Source organism: Bacillus sp. FSL W8-0645 (assembly GCF_038007905.1).
GTDB lineage: Bacteria > Bacillota > Bacilli > Bacillales > Bacillaceae > Bacillus > Bacillus pumilus.
On record NZ_JBBOYC010000001.1, the window covers coordinates 2,923,773 to 2,940,015 of the forward strand.

The 16,243-nt window shown below is 41.6% G+C and carries 18 protein-coding genes; 10 read left to right on the plus strand and 8 right to left on the minus strand.

The genetic code is table 11. The features are described 5' to 3' along the window. Positions 1 to 89 precede the first annotated feature (89 nt). Positions 90 to 1,253 carry an iron-containing alcohol dehydrogenase gene (locus NST39_RS15145; protein ID WP_341029078.1) on the minus strand — a complete coding sequence of 388 codons (1,164 nt, stop codon included), beginning with the start codon at positions 1,251 to 1,253 and terminating at the stop codon, positions 90 to 92. Positions 1,254 to 1,397: 144 nt separating this feature from the next. Here NST39_RS15145 and NST39_RS15150 point away from each other — a divergent pair, with 144 nt between their 5' ends. Continuing rightward, positions 1,398 to 1,634: a DUF378 domain-containing protein gene (locus tag NST39_RS15150; RefSeq protein ID WP_003212952.1), complete on the plus strand. Its 237-nt coding sequence runs from the start codon at positions 1,398 to 1,400 to the stop codon at positions 1,632 to 1,634. Between the two features lie 67 nt (positions 1,635 to 1,701). Here the strand turns inward: NST39_RS15150 and yugI are convergent, their stop codons facing one another. From yugI to NST39_RS15165, 3 genes are all read right to left on the minus strand, one after another. Then, on the minus strand, positions 1,702 to 2,094 hold the full coding sequence (yugI, locus tag NST39_RS15155) for a S1 domain-containing post-transcriptional regulator GSP13 (protein WP_003213420.1): 393 nt from the start codon (positions 2,092 to 2,094) through the stop codon (positions 1,702 to 1,704). Between the two features lie 198 nt (positions 2,095 to 2,292). Continuing rightward, complete coding sequence (locus NST39_RS15160) at positions 2,293 to 3,486, minus strand: aminotransferase (protein WP_113768022.1); 1,194 nt, start codon at positions 3,484 to 3,486, stop codon at positions 2,293 to 2,295. Continuing rightward, positions 3,487 to 3,987 (minus strand): Lrp/AsnC family transcriptional regulator, encoded by a 501-nt coding sequence (locus NST39_RS15165; RefSeq protein ID WP_003213765.1) that lies wholly within the window; start codon positions 3,985 to 3,987, stop codon positions 3,487 to 3,489. It lies immediately after the preceding gene. Positions 3,988 to 4,163: 176 nt separating this feature from the next. Here NST39_RS15165 and NST39_RS15170 point away from each other — a divergent pair, with 176 nt between their 5' ends. Beyond that, complete coding sequence (locus tag NST39_RS15170; RefSeq protein WP_341029080.1) at positions 4,164 to 4,988, plus strand: alpha/beta fold hydrolase; 825 nt, start codon at positions 4,164 to 4,166, stop codon at positions 4,986 to 4,988. On the opposite strand, the gene NST39_RS15175 is transcribed toward NST39_RS15170, so the two are convergent. Further along, positions 4,985 to 5,245 (minus strand): YugE family protein, encoded by a 261-nt coding sequence (locus tag NST39_RS15175; protein ID WP_003213422.1) that lies wholly within the window; start codon positions 5,243 to 5,245, stop codon positions 4,985 to 4,987. The two genes, NST39_RS15170 and NST39_RS15175, sit on opposite strands and share 4 nt — an antisense overlap. An 83-nt stretch (positions 5,246 to 5,328) precedes the next feature. On the opposite strand from NST39_RS15175, the gene NST39_RS15180 reads away from it, so the two are divergent. Together NST39_RS15180 and NST39_RS15185 are read left to right on the plus strand one after the other, a co-directional pair. Continuing rightward, positions 5,329 to 6,504, plus strand: coding sequence for a MalY/PatB family protein (locus NST39_RS15180; RefSeq protein WP_341029082.1), 1,176 nt, complete (start codon positions 5,329 to 5,331; stop codon positions 6,502 to 6,504). Between the two features lie 133 nt (positions 6,505 to 6,637). Then, positions 6,638 to 7,930, plus strand: coding sequence for an ATP-binding protein (locus tag NST39_RS15185; protein WP_341029084.1), 1,293 nt, complete (start codon positions 6,638 to 6,640; stop codon positions 7,928 to 7,930). Here NST39_RS15185 and NST39_RS15190 read toward each other — a convergent pair whose 3' ends face one another. After that, on the minus strand, positions 7,931 to 8,110 hold the full coding sequence (locus NST39_RS15190; protein WP_044140804.1) for a hypothetical protein: 180 nt from the start codon (positions 8,108 to 8,110) through the stop codon (positions 7,931 to 7,933). Between the two features lie 90 nt (positions 8,111 to 8,200). Between NST39_RS15190 and NST39_RS15195 the strand changes: the two genes are divergently transcribed. After that, on the plus strand, positions 8,201 to 8,593 hold the full coding sequence (locus NST39_RS15195; protein WP_341029087.1) for a kinase-associated lipoprotein B: 393 nt from the start codon (positions 8,201 to 8,203) through the stop codon (positions 8,591 to 8,593). Here NST39_RS15195 and kapD read toward each other — a convergent pair. Next, complete coding sequence (kapD, locus tag NST39_RS15200) at positions 8,590 to 9,207, minus strand: 3'-5' exonuclease KapD (RefSeq protein WP_341029089.1); 618 nt, start codon at positions 9,205 to 9,207, stop codon at positions 8,590 to 8,592. The two genes, NST39_RS15195 and kapD, sit on opposite strands and share 4 nt — an antisense overlap. Before the next feature lie 218 nt (positions 9,208 to 9,425). On the opposite strand from kapD, the gene NST39_RS15205 reads away from it, so the two are divergent. The 3 genes from NST39_RS15205 (at position 9,426) to NST39_RS15215 (ending at position 13,043) form a co-directional block, all read left to right on the plus strand. Next, positions 9,426 to 10,604 (plus strand): MFS transporter, encoded by a 1,179-nt coding sequence (locus NST39_RS15205; RefSeq protein ID WP_044140807.1) that lies wholly within the window; start codon positions 9,426 to 9,428, stop codon positions 10,602 to 10,604. A gap of 108 nt (positions 10,605 to 10,712) precedes the next feature. Beyond that, on the plus strand, positions 10,713 to 12,614 hold the full coding sequence (locus NST39_RS15210; RefSeq protein WP_044140808.1) for a transglycosylase domain-containing protein: 1,902 nt from the start codon (positions 10,713 to 10,715) through the stop codon (positions 12,612 to 12,614). An 18-nt stretch (positions 12,615 to 12,632) separates the two neighbouring features. Beyond that, complete coding sequence (locus tag NST39_RS15215; RefSeq protein ID WP_106067615.1) at positions 12,633 to 13,043, plus strand: thiol-disulfide oxidoreductase DCC family protein; 411 nt, start codon at positions 12,633 to 12,635, stop codon at positions 13,041 to 13,043. Positions 13,044 to 13,085: 42 nt separating this feature from the next. Here the strand turns inward: NST39_RS15215 and NST39_RS15220 are convergent, their stop codons facing one another. After that, complete coding sequence (locus tag NST39_RS15220) at positions 13,086 to 13,643, minus strand: YufK family protein (RefSeq protein ID WP_044140810.1); 558 nt, start codon at positions 13,641 to 13,643, stop codon at positions 13,086 to 13,088. A gap of 185 nt (positions 13,644 to 13,828) precedes the next feature. Here NST39_RS15220 and malK point away from each other — a divergent pair, with 185 nt between their 5' ends. Both malK and NST39_RS15230 read left to right on the plus strand, forming a co-directional pair. Continuing rightward, on the plus strand, positions 13,829 to 15,427 hold the full coding sequence (gene malK / locus NST39_RS15225; protein ID WP_341029092.1) for a malate sensor histidine kinase MalK: 1,599 nt from the start codon (positions 13,829 to 13,831) through the stop codon (positions 15,425 to 15,427). Beyond that, positions 15,420 to 16,127: a response regulator gene (locus NST39_RS15230; protein ID WP_341029093.1), complete on the plus strand. Its 708-nt coding sequence runs from the start codon at positions 15,420 to 15,422 to the stop codon at positions 16,125 to 16,127. Before malK ends, NST39_RS15230 begins: the two co-directional genes overlap by 8 nt. Positions 16,128 to 16,243: the final 116 nt, after the last annotated feature.

Consider the following 16,243-nt stretch of genomic DNA (forward strand, 5'->3'; position numbering starts at 1 on the left):
CAAAAACATGAAAGACTACTTTAACATATGTACACGTCGAACTCAAAAAAAGATAACTGCTCGAAAGCAATTATCTTTTCATTGTTTGATTATAAAGAAGCATTCAAAATAGCTAGAACATCTTCTTTGTTTAGCTTTTTAAATTGACCAAATTCACCGCGTGCCATTGCACGATCTGCGATTAAATCAATTTTCTCATCGTTGATATCATAGTCCGCTAAACGGTTCGGTGCGCCAAGGCTTGTCCAGAAAGCTGACAATTTGTCGATTCCTTCTAAGCCGACTTCTTCGTCTGTTCTGCCCGCAGGATCCACATCAAATACGCGTACTGCTAATTGTTTAAAGCGGCCTGGGTTTTCCTGAATGACATGCTTCATCCAGTTCGGGAACAAGATCGCAAGTCCGCCTGCATGAGGGATATCATAGACAGCAGATACCGCATGCTCGATGTTGTGAGATGCCCAGTCACCGCGTGCTCCCATTGACAGCATACCATTGAGCGCAATGGTCCCAGTGAATAAGATCGTTTCACGCAGCTCATAGTTCTCTAGATCGTTGATCAGCTTCGGTGCTGTTTCAATGACTGTACGAAGAAGCCCTTCACACATCCGGTCTTGGTAAGGTGTATTTTCCGTGTGATGGAAATATTGTTCGAACACGTGAGACATCATATCAACCATGCCATAAATCGTATGGTTTTTTGGTACAGTGAATGTGTTCACTGGATCAAGAATAGAGAATTTAGGGAAAACTGCTGGACTTCCCCAGCCATATTTCTCATTTGTTTCCCAGTTTGTGATCACTGATCCAGAGTTCATTTCAGAACCTGTTGCAGCAAGGGTTAACACCGTACCGAACGGAATTGCTTCCATTGGGACATGCTTACGCGTCACGATATCCCAAGCATCTCCATCGTACTTGGCTCCGGCTGCGATCGCTTTCGTTGCATCAATAACACTGCCGCCACCAACTGCCAAAATAAAGTCAACGTTGTTCTCTTTGCAAAGCTCAACCCCTTTTCTTACCGTTGTTAAGCGCGGGTTTGGCTCAACACCAGCAAGTTCAGTGATTGCAGCTCCTGATTCTTTTAGGATGCTGACAACTTGGTCATAAAGGCCGTTTCGTTTAATACTGCCTCCACCATATACAAGTAATACGTTTTTTCCGTAGTGTTTGAGTTCATCTGAAAGGGCTGAAACTTCTCCCTTTCCAAATATTAATTTCGTTGGGTTCCAATAAGTAAATCGATCCATTTGATCTCCTCCTCGCGCTACATTATGCGCCTCAATCATTCCAAAAGTAAAGTAATTTGCTTTAATCCATTTTCTTACGCATAGTTTGGCTAAAAATCTGCAAAATATAAATGTATTGATGCTGTAGCGAAAGGAGGAATCACGATGAGTGCTATTCAGCGTATTGCCCTCGTGCTCACGATTATCGGTGCTATTAACTGGGGACTAATCGGCTTTTTTCAATTTGACTTAGTAGCAGCGATCTTTGGCGGACAAGGCTCTGCATTATCACGTATTATTTATGGTCTTGTTGGAATTGCAGGTCTTGTTAACCTTGGTCTATTGTTCAAGCCAAGCGAAGAAGCTGTTCGCCGTGACGAGCCGAATCCAGAGGTTCGCTAAACAAAAAGACATAAAAAAGGCCGCCTATACGAGGCAGCCAAAGGCACCGTTTGAAGCGGTGCTTTTTTTATTTCTTGATTAAGTCTTTACGGTTAGACTGCTCAATCCACTCTTCAAGTTTATCTTTAAGCGTATTGAAACCTTGTGGTGTAGCAGCTTCTTCTTTCACTTGCTGTGGTCTTTGTTTCTTTGGTTTGCTTTCTTTTCTTTCAGGTGCTTCTTGTGTAGCACGGATAGAAAGGCTGATTTTACCAGCTTTTTCATCAACAGAAAGAACTTTCACTTGAACTTCGTCACCAATTGAAAGATGCTCGTTGATGTCTTTTACGAAACCATGTGTTACTTCAGAAATATGCACAAGTCCTTGAGTTTCTTCATCTAATGCAACAAACGCACCATACGCTTGTAATCCTGTTACTTTACCAGTGTAAACACTGCCTACTTCAAACTTTGTCGCCATGATAACAACTCCTAAATAAATGTTTTAATATTCGTTTATACGCAATTAAAAACTATATCATAGAACGGTCTTTTACGCAAAATATTTTTTAATTGGGTTTAGATCAGTTCAAAAGGGGGAATACCTGAAAACAAGAATGCTTTCTAGTATTCCCCCCTAATTTGAGAGGCATGAGTCCTAATGGATTGATGCCTTTTTTTATTTGATGATGGCAGGTGCTTCTTCTTTCACTTGTCGTTCCTGCAAAAAGCGCTGGATTCTTGAAAGTGATTCCTGAAGATGGTCAAGAGACGAAGCATATGAACAACGAATATGACCTTCACCACTCGGTCCGAAGACATTACCAGGGACTACGGCTACTTTTTCACTTAGGAGCAGCTCCTCAGCAAATTGTTCTGACGTCATGCCCGTCGTTTTAATGGACGGGAAAGCGTAAAATGCGCCGTTTGGCTGGTGACATGTGAGCCCTAGTTCATTCAAAGAGCCGACAAACAAATTTCGCCGCCTTCTGTAGCTTTTCTTCATTTTCTCTACATCTTCAAGCCCATTTTTCAAGGCTTCTTCTGCTGCATATTGTGCCATAGAGGGCGCACACATCATAGAATATTGGTGTATTTTCAACATGGCATCGCGCAGTACAGGTGGTGCTGCCACATATCCTAAGCGCCAGCCAGTCATAGCAAACCCTTTTGAAAAGCCTGAAATGAGGATCGTTCTTTCCTTCATATCTTGAATTGCCGCCACACTTGTAAAAGCTTCATCGTACGTCAGCTCTGCGTAAATCTCATCTGTGATAATGAGAAGGTCATGCTCTTTTGCAAATTGAGCAATATCTTCAAGCTCTTCCTTTGAATAGACTGAGCCAGTTGGATTTGATGGTGAGCAAAGCAGAATCGCTTTTGTCTTAGGCGTCAGCTTCGTGCGAAGATCCGCAGAATCTGCTTTGAAATCTTTTTCAGCCGATGTACTTAAATAAACAGGTACTCCGCCCGCAAGTGTCGTAAGGGCCCCATATGCTACGAAACAAGGCTCTGGAATGATCACTTCATCCCCGCTGTTTAAAATTGCACGAAACGCCAAATCAAGTGCCTGGCTTCCGCCAACTGTGATAATCAGTTCTTCTTCAGGACTGTAGTCAATGTAAAACCGCTTATATAAATAGTTGCTCAATTCTTTTCGCAAAGATAATAACCCTGCATTCGCCGTATAAGAGGTAAGCCCTTGTTCTAATGACATAATACTTGCTTCTCTGACATTCCAAGCTGTCACGAAATCTGGCTCGCCAACACCAAGGGAAATGACCCCCTCCATTGTGGCTGCCAAATCAAAGAATTTCCGAATACCTGACGGCTGAATGCTTTGCACCGTTTCAGATAAATAAGACTTTTTCATTTAAGGTGACACCACGATTCTTTTGTCATCGTCTCCTGTTTCAAACACTTTCCCATCATGTTTATATCTCTTCAAAATAAAGTGGGTAGTTGTTGAAACAACGGAATCAAGTGTCGATAATTTTTCAGACACGAAGCGGGCAATATCAGACATAGATCTTCCGCGGATCACAACAGATAGATCGTAAACACCTGACATGAGATAGACAGACTCCACTTCCTGAAAGCGGTAAATACGTTCAGCAATTTCATCAAATCCGACGCCTCTTTTTGGTGTCACTTTGACATCAATCATTGCTGTGACGCCTTCGTGACCATCTACTTTACGCCAGTCAATCATGGTTGAGTAATCAATAATGACTTTTTGATCTTCAAGTTTTTGAATAATCGCTTCTGCTTCTTCTGTTGTCACGCCTGCCATTTTTGCAATTGTATTTAAATCGGCACGGCTGTTTTCATCTAAAATCTCTAATATTTCAGTTTCTTTTTCTGTTAATTTCATTTGATTTCACACCTCAGATTGTAAAAAGCTAGTTTTAAAAAATCTTCTGAACATTATAGCACGTTTTTCCCATTATGCTAAGCAGGGAAAAGATGCTAACCATAGCTTAAGATCCACTTTTTAGGGTACAATACAGTCACCTAACAGAGAGAGTATCAAGTATCGGAGTGATGAGTATGGACATTGTTCATCCAGCTTATATGAAAAGTAAATTCGGTTTAGACATCTATTACGAGCACTATCCAAATCAGGGGAAGAAAACATTGATCTTAATTCATGGTCTTTTCTCTTCTATCTTCAGCTATCGAAAGCTCATCCCGCTTCTGAAACAAGACTTCAATTTAATCGCGATCGATCTGCCGCCATTTGGACAGTCCGAGAAGTCGAATACGTTTATTTACAGCTATCGCAACATGGCAAAGATCATTATCGAGCTAGCTGGTTACTTACAGATTCAGCATGCGATCCTTGTGGGTCATTCGATGGGCGGCCAAATTGCTTTATATGCCGCATCTGAACGGCCAGACCTATTTGAAAAGGCGGTCCTTTTGTGCAGCTCAGGATATTTAAATAAATCAAAGAGATCAGTTGTTTACAGCACATATATTCCTTATTTTTATCTCTATCTTAAAAGAAAGCTCTTGAAGCAAGGCATCATGAAAAATTTAACGGCTGTTGTGCATGATCATTCCATCATTGATCAAGAGATGGTGGATGGATATTTAAAGCCTTTTTCTGATGATCAAATTTTCCGAGGGATTTTCCGCTTGATTCGGCACCGGGAAGGGGATTTGACCTCGGATGTCCTAAAGAAAATGGAGACACCCGTGCTGCTCATTTGGGGTGAGGAAGATCGAATCGTTCCCATCCAAATAGGAGAGAGGCTGCACAAGGATCTGCCAAACTCGACCTTGCACGCATTAAAAAAAACCGGGCACCTCGTTCCTGAAGAAAATCCGGTCTTTGTGTCTGATCAAATCGGACATTTCAGCCTGTCTTAGCGTGTGCAGGAGCTGCTGTCTCGTATGACGAAAAGCTGATTCGCTATATGTTGACAGCTCTCAAAAGGCAGGAGCTGCTCAAATGAGTGATGATAAATGGCTTGAATGTCTTTTGCTAAAGATAAAGAGTCTTCTGCGTCGTATAATGCACTGATGACGTCAGCAGGCTCCGTTTCATAAAAGTCCTCCCCATATTGAAAAGGGTCCCATGCCTTAATGAGTTGAATCATCTCTTCTACAGCTTGACTATCTTTCATCGGTATCACCGCTTATAATAAATTTTGTGATGTTTATTTTAGCACAACCAACAATGGTTGAAAAACGGCTAGAGGTGGGTTTCATGAATTTCGACGAACAGATCATACGTAAAGGTTCAAAATCAGTGAAATGGGATCAAGCAGAGTCTTTATTCCTTACAACAGATGCGCTGCCAATGTGGGTAGCCGATATGGATTTTAAAGCGCCGCAGGTCGTCCTTGATGCATTAAAAAAGCGATTGGATCACGGTGTATTTGGCTATGCTTTTCAAGATCAGGATACGCAGCAGGCAGTAGCTGAATGGCTCAAAAGAAGGCATGGATGGTCGATCCAGACAGAAGCTGTCACCTTCACACCTGGGATTGTCACGGCACTTAGTTTTGCAGTCCAAGCCTATACAGAACCAAGTGACGAAGTCATCATACAGTCCCCTGTGTATACTCCTTTTTATCAAATGATTGAACGAAATGGACGAACAGTCTCAACCAATCCTTTAAAAATAGAAAACAACCGCTATGTCATGGATTTTGATGATTTAGAGAAAAAATTAAGCAGACCAGAAGCGAAGCTCATGTTCCTCTGTCATCCGCATAATCCTTCCGGAAGAGCGTGGTCAAAAGAAGAGTTAAAGCGAGTAGGAGACCTCTGTATCAAGCACGGTGTCACAGTCGTTTCAGATGAGATTCATTCTGATTTGATGCTATACGGAAAGCCGCATGTGCCATTTGCTAGTCTTTCTGACGACATAGCACATATCACAGTGACTTGCATTGCACCAAGTAAAACATTTAATTTAGCTGGCCTCCAAGCATCTGCCATTATCATTTCCGATGAAGAAAAAAGAACCCTTTTCAACAATGAAATGCAAAGAAACGGACTGGCCAAACTGAATGCTTTTGCGATCCCTGCGATGGAAGCAGCATACCGCCATGGGGATGAGTGGCTTGATGCACTTGTTCTTTATCTCGAAAACAATATGAAAATGGCAATGGACTATATGGACGAACATCTTCCAAACATGCGTTATATGAAACCAGATGCTTCTTATTTATTGTGGCTAGACATTCGGGATTATCAATTCAGTCAAGCGGAATTGAAACGCAATTTGCTAAAAAAGGGCAAAGTGATCCTAGAGCTTGGTCACGTGTACGGACTCGAAGGAGACGGCTTTATTCGGATGAATCTCGGCTGTCCTGCTTCAACAGTCAAAGAAGGATTGAAACGCCTTCATCAAGCGTTTACGCAATCATCTGAATAAGGCCTATATGATCGAAAGAACATCCTCACGGGTGTTCTTTTTAAAGAAAAAAACCCTCCTTTTATCATATCTACTTTGTACATGAAATGATATAATGAGAGGAATTACTATTATTTACGAGGAGAGCATTTAAATGGAAATGTTCAAGGATTTTCTGCTCCATGTATCTTTTATTCTATTTCCAATCTTTTTATATCATGCGCTATGGCTAAGCCGGACCCCTGCTCATTTCCCAAAAACGAATAAACTGCTCATCACAGTATTCGCATCCATCTCTTCAGCACTATGTATTATGTATCCAGTTGGTTCGATTTTAGACTTGCAGACTGGCCTTCAATCCATCCCTCTTGTACTTGCCATTTTATACGGAGGCTACACAGCTGGGATCGTCGCCATCTTGATAAGTTCCATGGTCAAATTCGTGATGTATGGCTCTTTTTTATGGGTTGGACTCATTGTCGTACCGATTTACTTTTTCATCCCATTTCTGTTCTACCGGAAATGGCGTCAATATCCGAAGCTGAAAAAGCTGATGTATGGAGTGCTTATCGGTTTATCCAAAGGATTCTTTATTTACATTGGACTATTTGCGGTCAGCTTAATGGAATACAGCCCGGCATTTATTATGCAGCAGAAGTTACTTGAGTTATTTTTCTCAACTCTTTACTACATATTCTTTCTCGTGCTAAGTATCTATTCCATTGAATTCGTGAAAGAAAATGCGCAAATGAGAACACAGCTCGTCCAATCAGAAAAGCTGACCATTGTAAGTGAACTCGCTGCAAGCGTTGCCCATGAAGTACGCAATCCGCTGACAGTGGTGAGGGGCTTTATCCAATTGCTCTTTTCTAGTGACAATACAAAAGAGACGTCAACCAATAAAGATTATAAAAATCTCGTTCTGTCCGAGTTAGACAGGGCGCAGGATATTATTACGAGTTATCTTGACATTGCGAAACAAAATTATTATCAAATTGAATCTCTCAACCTATCTAAATTACTCGAGGAATGTGCATCACTGATGACATCCTATGCGAATTTCAAATCGGTCACGATTCATCAATCCATTGAACCAGACTTATACATTCAAGGTGATGAAACGAAGATCAAGCAAGTCATGATTAATTTAATTAAAAATGCGATTGAAGCAGCCCCAGAACACGAAGGGAAAATTGAACTTTTTGCTTCAAAAGAAAATCATAAAATATGCATTTATTTCGTAGATAACGGTGTAGGAATGACAGAAAACCAAATGAAAAAGCTTGGCGAACCCTATTACACCTTGAAAAATAAAGGGACTGGACTTGGGCTGACCGTGACATTTTCTATCATTGAAAATCACCATGGCACCATTCGTTTCAAAAGCTCGCTTCAGTCTGGTACAACCGTTACCGTGAAGTTTCCTGAAGATACAAGAAGAAAATGATCACTCCATTTTTTTTGTCTTTTTTTCATCTATCCGCTCCTGCTTCTTAGACGCACGAACGATCAGACGAAAGCAAATAAATGCAGCCATAAAGAAAATCACCGTGGTGATTGCCGCTGGGATGTACTCCCTTTTATCTTCAGGAAAATACAGTAGAAAGAGTGCGATGAACGACAGCATTCGCCATTCCCCCTTTTGCTCGTTTACTTCACTATATTGGCTAAAAGAAATGAAATACCTTCCTACGAGAAGGAAATGGAGGAATTTCACATGACAGACATTCAAATTGGACAAGTTGTGAAAGGATTTTATAAAACAGGTGTTTACGTTGGGGAAGTGACAGCAGTGAAACCATCGGCCTATCTCGTTCAAGTAAAAGCCGTTCTGACACATCCCACTCAAGGCGACCTGCATCACCCAAAAGAAGCAGACGTGCCTTTTTTCCAAGAAAGACGGGCTTTGGCCTATCGTGAACAGACGAATATCCCTCATCATATGGTGAAGCCTTCTGATGGCGTTATACCAGATTATCAAGTATCACTAAAAGAAGCTGTAGAAAAATTAAAACAAGCGCTCCATGCGGATGATTCAAAATGGGCTGAAAAATCAAGAGCATGCCTATCTTCTCTCGAAAAAGATTATTTTCCAGAAGACGCCCGCTAATCAGCCGAATCAAAAAAGTGTGAGAAATCAATCAGCTCACCAATTTTGGTTGTTTGCGGATTTTCCACATAGGCTCTGTCTTTTTCAAAAAGGGTTAGCAGCTGATAAGTCGTCATGGCATCATCTAGTGCCTTATGATGCTTACCAGCTCCTTCACTGCCGTATTCCTTCGCCGCTTTCCGAAGCCCTGTCAGTGTGCGATCACCAAAAAAAGTTTTATATTCAAAGGCAAGGTCCCTCTGCTTCCCCTTAAAAGGAAAGGCAATGTGATTGAGCATACAGTTTTGCTTCAGCACTTTCATGTCCATATTGCCCCATGTAATAATCTCACAATCCTCTCCCCCAGCAAGCGACACAAGCTTCTCGATAAATGCCTCAAAGGAAATCCCGCTCTCTACATCCTGCTGCGTAATGCCGAGGAACGATTTACAGCGCTTCGTCAGCTTCGGGAACTTTTTCGGTTTGACGTAGCTAGAGAATGTGTCTATGATCGTTTCACTTGCCGCTTTCACTACCCCAGCTTCAATAATTTCAGGAAAAAAATTTTGCGGATGATACTTTCCATCAGGCATTGTAAATTCAAAATCGACCACAAGCACCGTCTTCTGTTCCACCAGTCTCACCTCACTTTTTCGTCAGTTTTTCATTCTGATACCATTATATTAAGACGGACCTTGAAATCACTTCATTTTCTTGAAAATAATGCAGATTCACTATGCCCAACCTATCCATCAGATGAAAGATCGTTTATTTTCCTTTATAATTATTAAGGAACACGAAATAAATAAAGAAGGTGGTCTCTATCACAAACAGGAAGAAAAACTTATACATCATGTGGTTTGTGAACTTTTTTGTATCTGCCAGCATTACAATGATCGTCCCTTTTTTATCACTTTACATAGAATCTCTTGATAGCAGTTATTCAAATGAATTTGTCCAAAGATGGAGCGGCTATGTCTTTGGCGTCACGTTTTTAACGGCCTTTCTGATTTCTCCGATTTGGGGACGGATTGGAGACCGGCATGGCTATAAAAAGATTTTGCTCATTAACGGAATTGGGATTGCAACAAGTATTCTATTAATGGGGCTTGTGCAAACCGTTTATCAGCTATTCGCCCTGCGGCTCTTCATGGGGCTTGTCACAGGCTTTATCTCGACTTCAATGGCACTCATCTCTGCACAGACGGAAAAGGCAACTGCCGGTAAAACCCTTGGTACGATGCAGATGAGTAATGTTGCCGGAGGATTGTTTGGTCCATTAATGGGCGGATTCATGGCAGACAGCGTCGGATTTATTTACACGTTTTTCCTCACAGCGGCTGTCATTTATGCGTCAGCAATTGTGATTATTTTCGGAGTGAAAGAACATCCCATCCGTTCAAAAGAAGCGAGGCGCGTTTCTTACTCACGGAAGGATGTGCTCGTTCATATTTTCAAACAGCCTTTGCTTGTCGTCACGATGCTTTTAACGTTTATTACACAAGTAGGGAACTTTAGCATTCAGCCACTTTTGGCTTTATACATTCATGATTTACACGGTCCTGTTAATCTCGCATTTTATGCAGGTCTTGCGTTCTCTGCAACTGGACTTGGCAACCTGCTCTTTACACGAAAATGGGGAGATCTCGGAGATCGAATTGGTCACGACAAGGTGCTGCTTGCCCTTCTCATCCTCTCCTCTATTTTATTCATCCCGCAAGCAATGGCGGATTCCTATGCGATGTTAGTACTTTTCCGCTTTCTATACGGGATGGCACTTGGCGGAATTATTCCGTGTACGACGGCGTATATTCGGATCAAAGCACCTGCCTCTATGCAAGGGGAAGTGCTTGGATACAATGTCAGCTTCCGCTTTCTTGGGAATGTTGTCGGTCCGGTGATTGGCGGCATTGTGGCGAGTCATTACGGGATTCCAGCTGTCTTTTATGTCACCGCCGGCATTTTTCTATTTGGCGCATTATTTTTATGGGCAGTCCGCTCACAGTCCAAGGCAAAAGAAAGGAGTGTCTGATCCAACATCAGATACTCTTTTTTCTTGTGTAGAAGCCTTATTCACTAGACTTCAAGCCCATTCTTTTCTAAAAATAACCTTCTCGTATTCGCAAAAGAATGGTACGATATGGCTAGAAAATTGAAGAAAGTGAGTGACCTCATGTTTCGTGCAATGATTGGTTGGTTATTACTTGCTGCCCTCATTCCATTATTTGTTCTGACTTTTTATCTATCAAAGGAAGAAGCTGCAAGTGTGAAGCCTGTGAACGAAGTGCTTGATCAAAAAATCAAGCTGGAAAAGATAGATTTTTCCCAAAACAGTTATATGTATGACCGGGATGGTTCTCTCATCTCTGAGATCGTATCAAACGATGAAAACCGAGTGTTCGTCACGTATGATAAAATTCCTGATCATGTGAAGGAGCTGTTCCTCCGCTCAGAGGACCGTAACTTTTATGACCATAAAGGCATTGACTTTATGGGAGTTGTTCGTGCCCTTGCCTCAAATGTGAAAAACCATGGCATTAGCCAAGGCGCAAGTACGATCACACAGCAATTATCTCGTAATTTATATTTAAGCCATGAACGTTCGTTCACCCGAAAGTTTACAGAACTGCTCTATTCCTATGAATTAGAGCGGAAATTCTCGAAAGATGAAATTCTCGAAAGCTATCTAAATACGATTTATTTCAGTAATGGTGTTTACGGTGTCGGTTCTGCGGCTAATTACTATTTTGATAAGCCGCTTAGTTCTTTAACGCTTGCACAGATGGCATTTATCTCTGCGATTCCAAACAACCCAACACTGTATGACCCATTGAAGCAATTCAAACACACAAAGAAACGCCAAGAACGGCTGCTAGGTATTTTAAAGAAAGACGGCGTCATCACCAAAAAGCAATACAAAAAAGCCGTCAAACAAAAAATCAGCCTGTCCTTGAGTGAAAAGAAAAACCTTTACCCTGACTATGTGACATATGCCAATGAGGAATTTACCGATCTTGTGTCAGATCAGGAAGGCTTTACAAAACGCTTGAAGAAGGCCAAAACAGATGGAGCAAAAAAAGCCATTCAAAAAGAATTATCTGAAAAGGTTAGTGCTCTGCTTCAGGATGGTGTCAAAATTTATACGGCACTTGATCCTTCCTTACAGCAGCGAGCCGTCTATCAGCTCAATGCGCAACTACCTTACCAAGGTGTAGAAGGCGGATCAGCGGTCATTCATCATGAAACACATCAAATTGTTGCACTTGCTGGCGGGAAGAACTATAAAAAGTTTGATTTCAACTACGCCTATCAAGCGCAAAGACAGCCTGGTTCTGCGATTAAGCCGCTTTTAGACTATGGTCCTTACATCGACCAAACCGGTGCAACAGCTTCAAGCAAAATTAGTGCCGGCAAGTTTTGTAGCAGCGGATACTGTCCGCAGAACTATAATCATAAAACGTATGGAACCGTCACACTTGAAACAGCCTTTAAGAACTCTTACAATACACCTGCGATCCGAATGCTGGATACAGTTGGTGTCAAAAAGGGCTTTAGCTACTTAGAGAAATTCTCATTCGAACATATCGTAGCGGATGATTATCGCCTGCCTTCTGCACTTGGCGGATTTACGAAGGGCTTCTCGCCGCTAGAAATAACAGATGCGTATACCGTCTTTGGCAACCAAGGTGCTTACACGCAAAATCATTCGATCACAAAGGTGACAGACTTAAACGGTAAAACCCTTTACAAGTGGAAAGAGTCACCGAAGCAAGTGTATTCTCAGCGGACAAATGACACCATGCGTAAACTGCTCGCCTCCGTTGTAAAAAGCGGAACAGGGAAAAAAGCGAATTTCAGTTCCCCTTACATTGGTGGTAAAACAGGGACATCCAATGACTACAAAGACATTTGGTTTGTTGGACTGACAGATCAATATACAATGGGTGTATGGGTTGGAAGAGATAGAGGAACGGTTGAATCTATTTACAGCTCAAGTCCGCACTTACGTATTTGGAAGAATACGATGCAATACGCCAGATAAACAGGAGGTTTGATTGCAATGCATTCAACACATCCACCCCATTTGATTTTATTTGATGGTGTCTGCAACGTGTGCAGCGGCGCTGTTCAGTTTGTGATTAAGCGTGATCCAAATGAGCGAATGATGTTTGCTTCATTACAATCAGAGACAGGGCAGCGCATTTTAAAAGAAAACGGTTTGCCTTTAGATGAGTTTAATTCATTCATTTATATTGAAAAAGGCACCCTTTATACGAAGTCGACAGGCATCTTAAAAGCCACGCGGCATTTAAAAGGGATCTACAGATGGAGTTATTTATTCCTTGCCATTCCGCGCCCTATCCGTGATTGGTTTTATGAGCGGATAGCGAAAAATCGCTACAAATGGTTCGGTCAAAAAACATCTTGTATGATACCTACACCGGATATTCAAAAACGGTTTCTATCATAAAAAAAGCATCCTCCGATAGTGGAGGATGCTTTCTTTGTCTGTTTATGAAGGCAGACTAGCCATAACACTATTATAAAGCTTAATAAATAAGTACAAAATGCCGATTAAAAACGTGGCCCAAAACAGCAAAATAAACATCATAAATCCAATTAAATTCAGCATGGAAAGCGATTGATAAATGCGGACCACAACCCAGATAAAATAGACAAGACCTGCTAAAACAAATAGTCCGACAAGCAGAATCAGCTGCTGCGTCAGCAGAAATGCAAGCAAGCTGGCAAATAAATAAACAACGGATGCAATCCGAATTTTCTTTAAGTTCTCTCCTTCAGGATCTTTCGCGAAAAAGAGTAGCGCCAACTCTAACACCGTATCTGCAATCAGTTTCAAGGCAGATAAAATCATGAAATAAACAAGTGCAAAAGCAGCAAAAAGAGCAAGCCGGATGCCCTGTTCCGAGAAGAATTCCAGCATTCCTTTTAAAATACCTGCTTGAGTCAAGAAATCAGTCGTAATCCCTACCGTGAAAATCGAAAAAGCAGAGCTGAATAGTAAAATCGAAATCAGCGGAAAATATCCAGTCAAATATGTATTTTTCATAAATAGATCCTTTCTCATAAGCTCACATTTATTATGGCTCACTTAAAACGGATTGACAAGATGCTTTCAAAGTAAACTGGCAGCAAAATCAAATTTGTGATTTTGCACGTACATTCCTTCACAAACTTACATTTTCCCGTTAAAGTATTACTATTACGAAAAAATCGTGCGTTAGGGGTATACTCGTGAAAAAAACATTAAGATTGCAAACACGACTGACGATTTTTGTTTGTATCGTTGTCCTGATCTCCCTTTGTATCACTTTCTTTACGATCTGGTCAGAAACAGCTAAGAACATTCATCAGCAGGAACGTGATATCGCCCTCTCCACTGCCAAAATGGTCGCAGAGGCACCGATCACGGCGAAATCATTAGAAAAGCATTCATACTCTGCACTGCGTCAATATACAACAAGTGTTCAGCGAATCACCAAAACTGAATTCGTTGTCGTGATGGATATGAACGGCATTCGCAAAACTCATCCAAATCCGCAGAAGATCGGGAAGCGGTTTGCTGGCGGTGATGAAAAACTAGCATTACAGGGTAAAGAGCATATTAGTACGGCTTCTGGAACACTTGGCAGATCCATGCGTGCGTTTGTTCCGGTTTATGATCAAAATGGGAAGCAGCTCGGGGCTGTGGCAGTAGGGATTACGTTAAAGGAAATTGACTTGATTATTCACCAAAGCTTACTTCCACTCTACTTCGTCATATCGCTCAGTCTTCTTTCTGGTATCATCGGAGCACTCATTGTGGCACGAAAAGTGAAGAAAATTATGTTTGGACTAGAGCCAGATGAGATTGCTACATTATTAAAAGAACGAAGCGCCATGCTAGAATCAACAAAAGAAGGGATTCTTGCCGTCGATCAGCACGGTAAAATCAAGCTCGCCAATGCTGAAGCGAAACGGCTCTTTCATAATATGGGCATTATGGTTGATCCTAGAGAACAAGATGTTCAGGTGCTCCTCCCTTCAAGCGGCCTAAAGCAAGTCATTGAAACACGCAAGCCGCTGCTTGACCGCGACGTGAGAATGAACGGACTGGAGCTCGTCTTTAACGAAGTCCCGATTACGGTAAAGGGCGAGATTGTTGGGGCAATCGCCACCTTCCGTGACAAAACAGAAGTCAAACACTTGGCTGAACAGCTGAGTGGAGTCAAAATGTATGCAAATGCCCTCCGTGCCCAGTCGCATGAATTTATGAACAAGCTTCATGTCATTTTAGGATTGGTTCAGCTCAAAAACTACGATGACCTTGGCACTTATATCAAAGATATTGCAATCTATCAGCAAACGGAAACAAATGAAATCATCAACCATGTGAAAAACTCTGTTTTAGCAGGATTTTTACTAGGAAAACAAAGCTATATCAGGGAACAAGGCGCGACCTTAGAAGTCATATGCAACACACAAGTCCCAAATTCAGAGGACCCGGCAGTGACCCATGATCTCATAACCGTCATTGGCAACCTGTTAAATAACGCACTCGATGCTGTTTCTCATACTGAGACGAAAAACATCTCGATCTCATTCCGATACGTTCAGGAGCAGCTTCATATTGAAATTACAGACACGGGTGTTGGTCTCACAAAAGAAGAACAAGACATCATGTTTGATCAAGGCTTTTCAACTAAAGGAGAAGACAGAGGATTCGGCCTCTACTTCGTTGATCAAAGCATCAAAAAATTGAACGGTCATCTGATTGTCACGAGTGAAAAAGGAGAAGGAACGACCTTTAGTCTCCGCATTCCGTATAAACAAAAGGAGGATTCACATGATTAATGTGTTAATAGTAGAAGACGATCCAATGGTTGGGGAGCTGAACAAACGCTACCTAACCCAAATCGAAGGCTTTGAATTAAAAGGGATTGCCACCTCTTTTCAGCAGGCACTGGACATCTTAAAAACAGGAGCCATTCACCTTGTACTGCTCGATATTTATATGCCTGGACAAAATGGCCTGGCATTATTATCAGAAATTCGCAAACAAAATCATTCGGTTGATGTCATTGTCATTTCAGCTGCCAATGAAGTCGACGTGGTCCAGCAAACGATGCGAAACGGGGCTGTTGATTATTTGATCAAGCCGTTTGAATTTGAACGTTTCCAATCAGCGCTCTCAGAATATAAACGAAAACACGCCTTGTACCAAACGATGAACAGCATCTCGCAAAATGATTTAGATGCGAAACTCTTTCATAAAAAAGCAGAGACGGAAAAAGTCCTTCTGCCAAAAGGCCTGACCAAAAGCACACTCAAACTCATCTGGACAAGTATTCAATCATTCGGTCATCAGGCTTTCACGACCGAAGACCTAGCGAATCATACAGAAATCTCTCAAGTCTCTATTAGAAAATACTTGAAATTCCTTGAGGACATCGAAGTAGTTGATGTCGAAATGGCATACGGGACAATTGGACGCCCTGTTTTCCAATATAAACTCAGTACAACAAATATGAATTTAATTCAGCAATATCTATAATTTGACACATCTGACCTTAAACAGAGGCCAGATGTTTTTTTATGGAACACGATGTGACAAACCCCTTGATATCAGCGGTTCCACTGTAGTAGATCACATCACAAAAGCGGCATTAT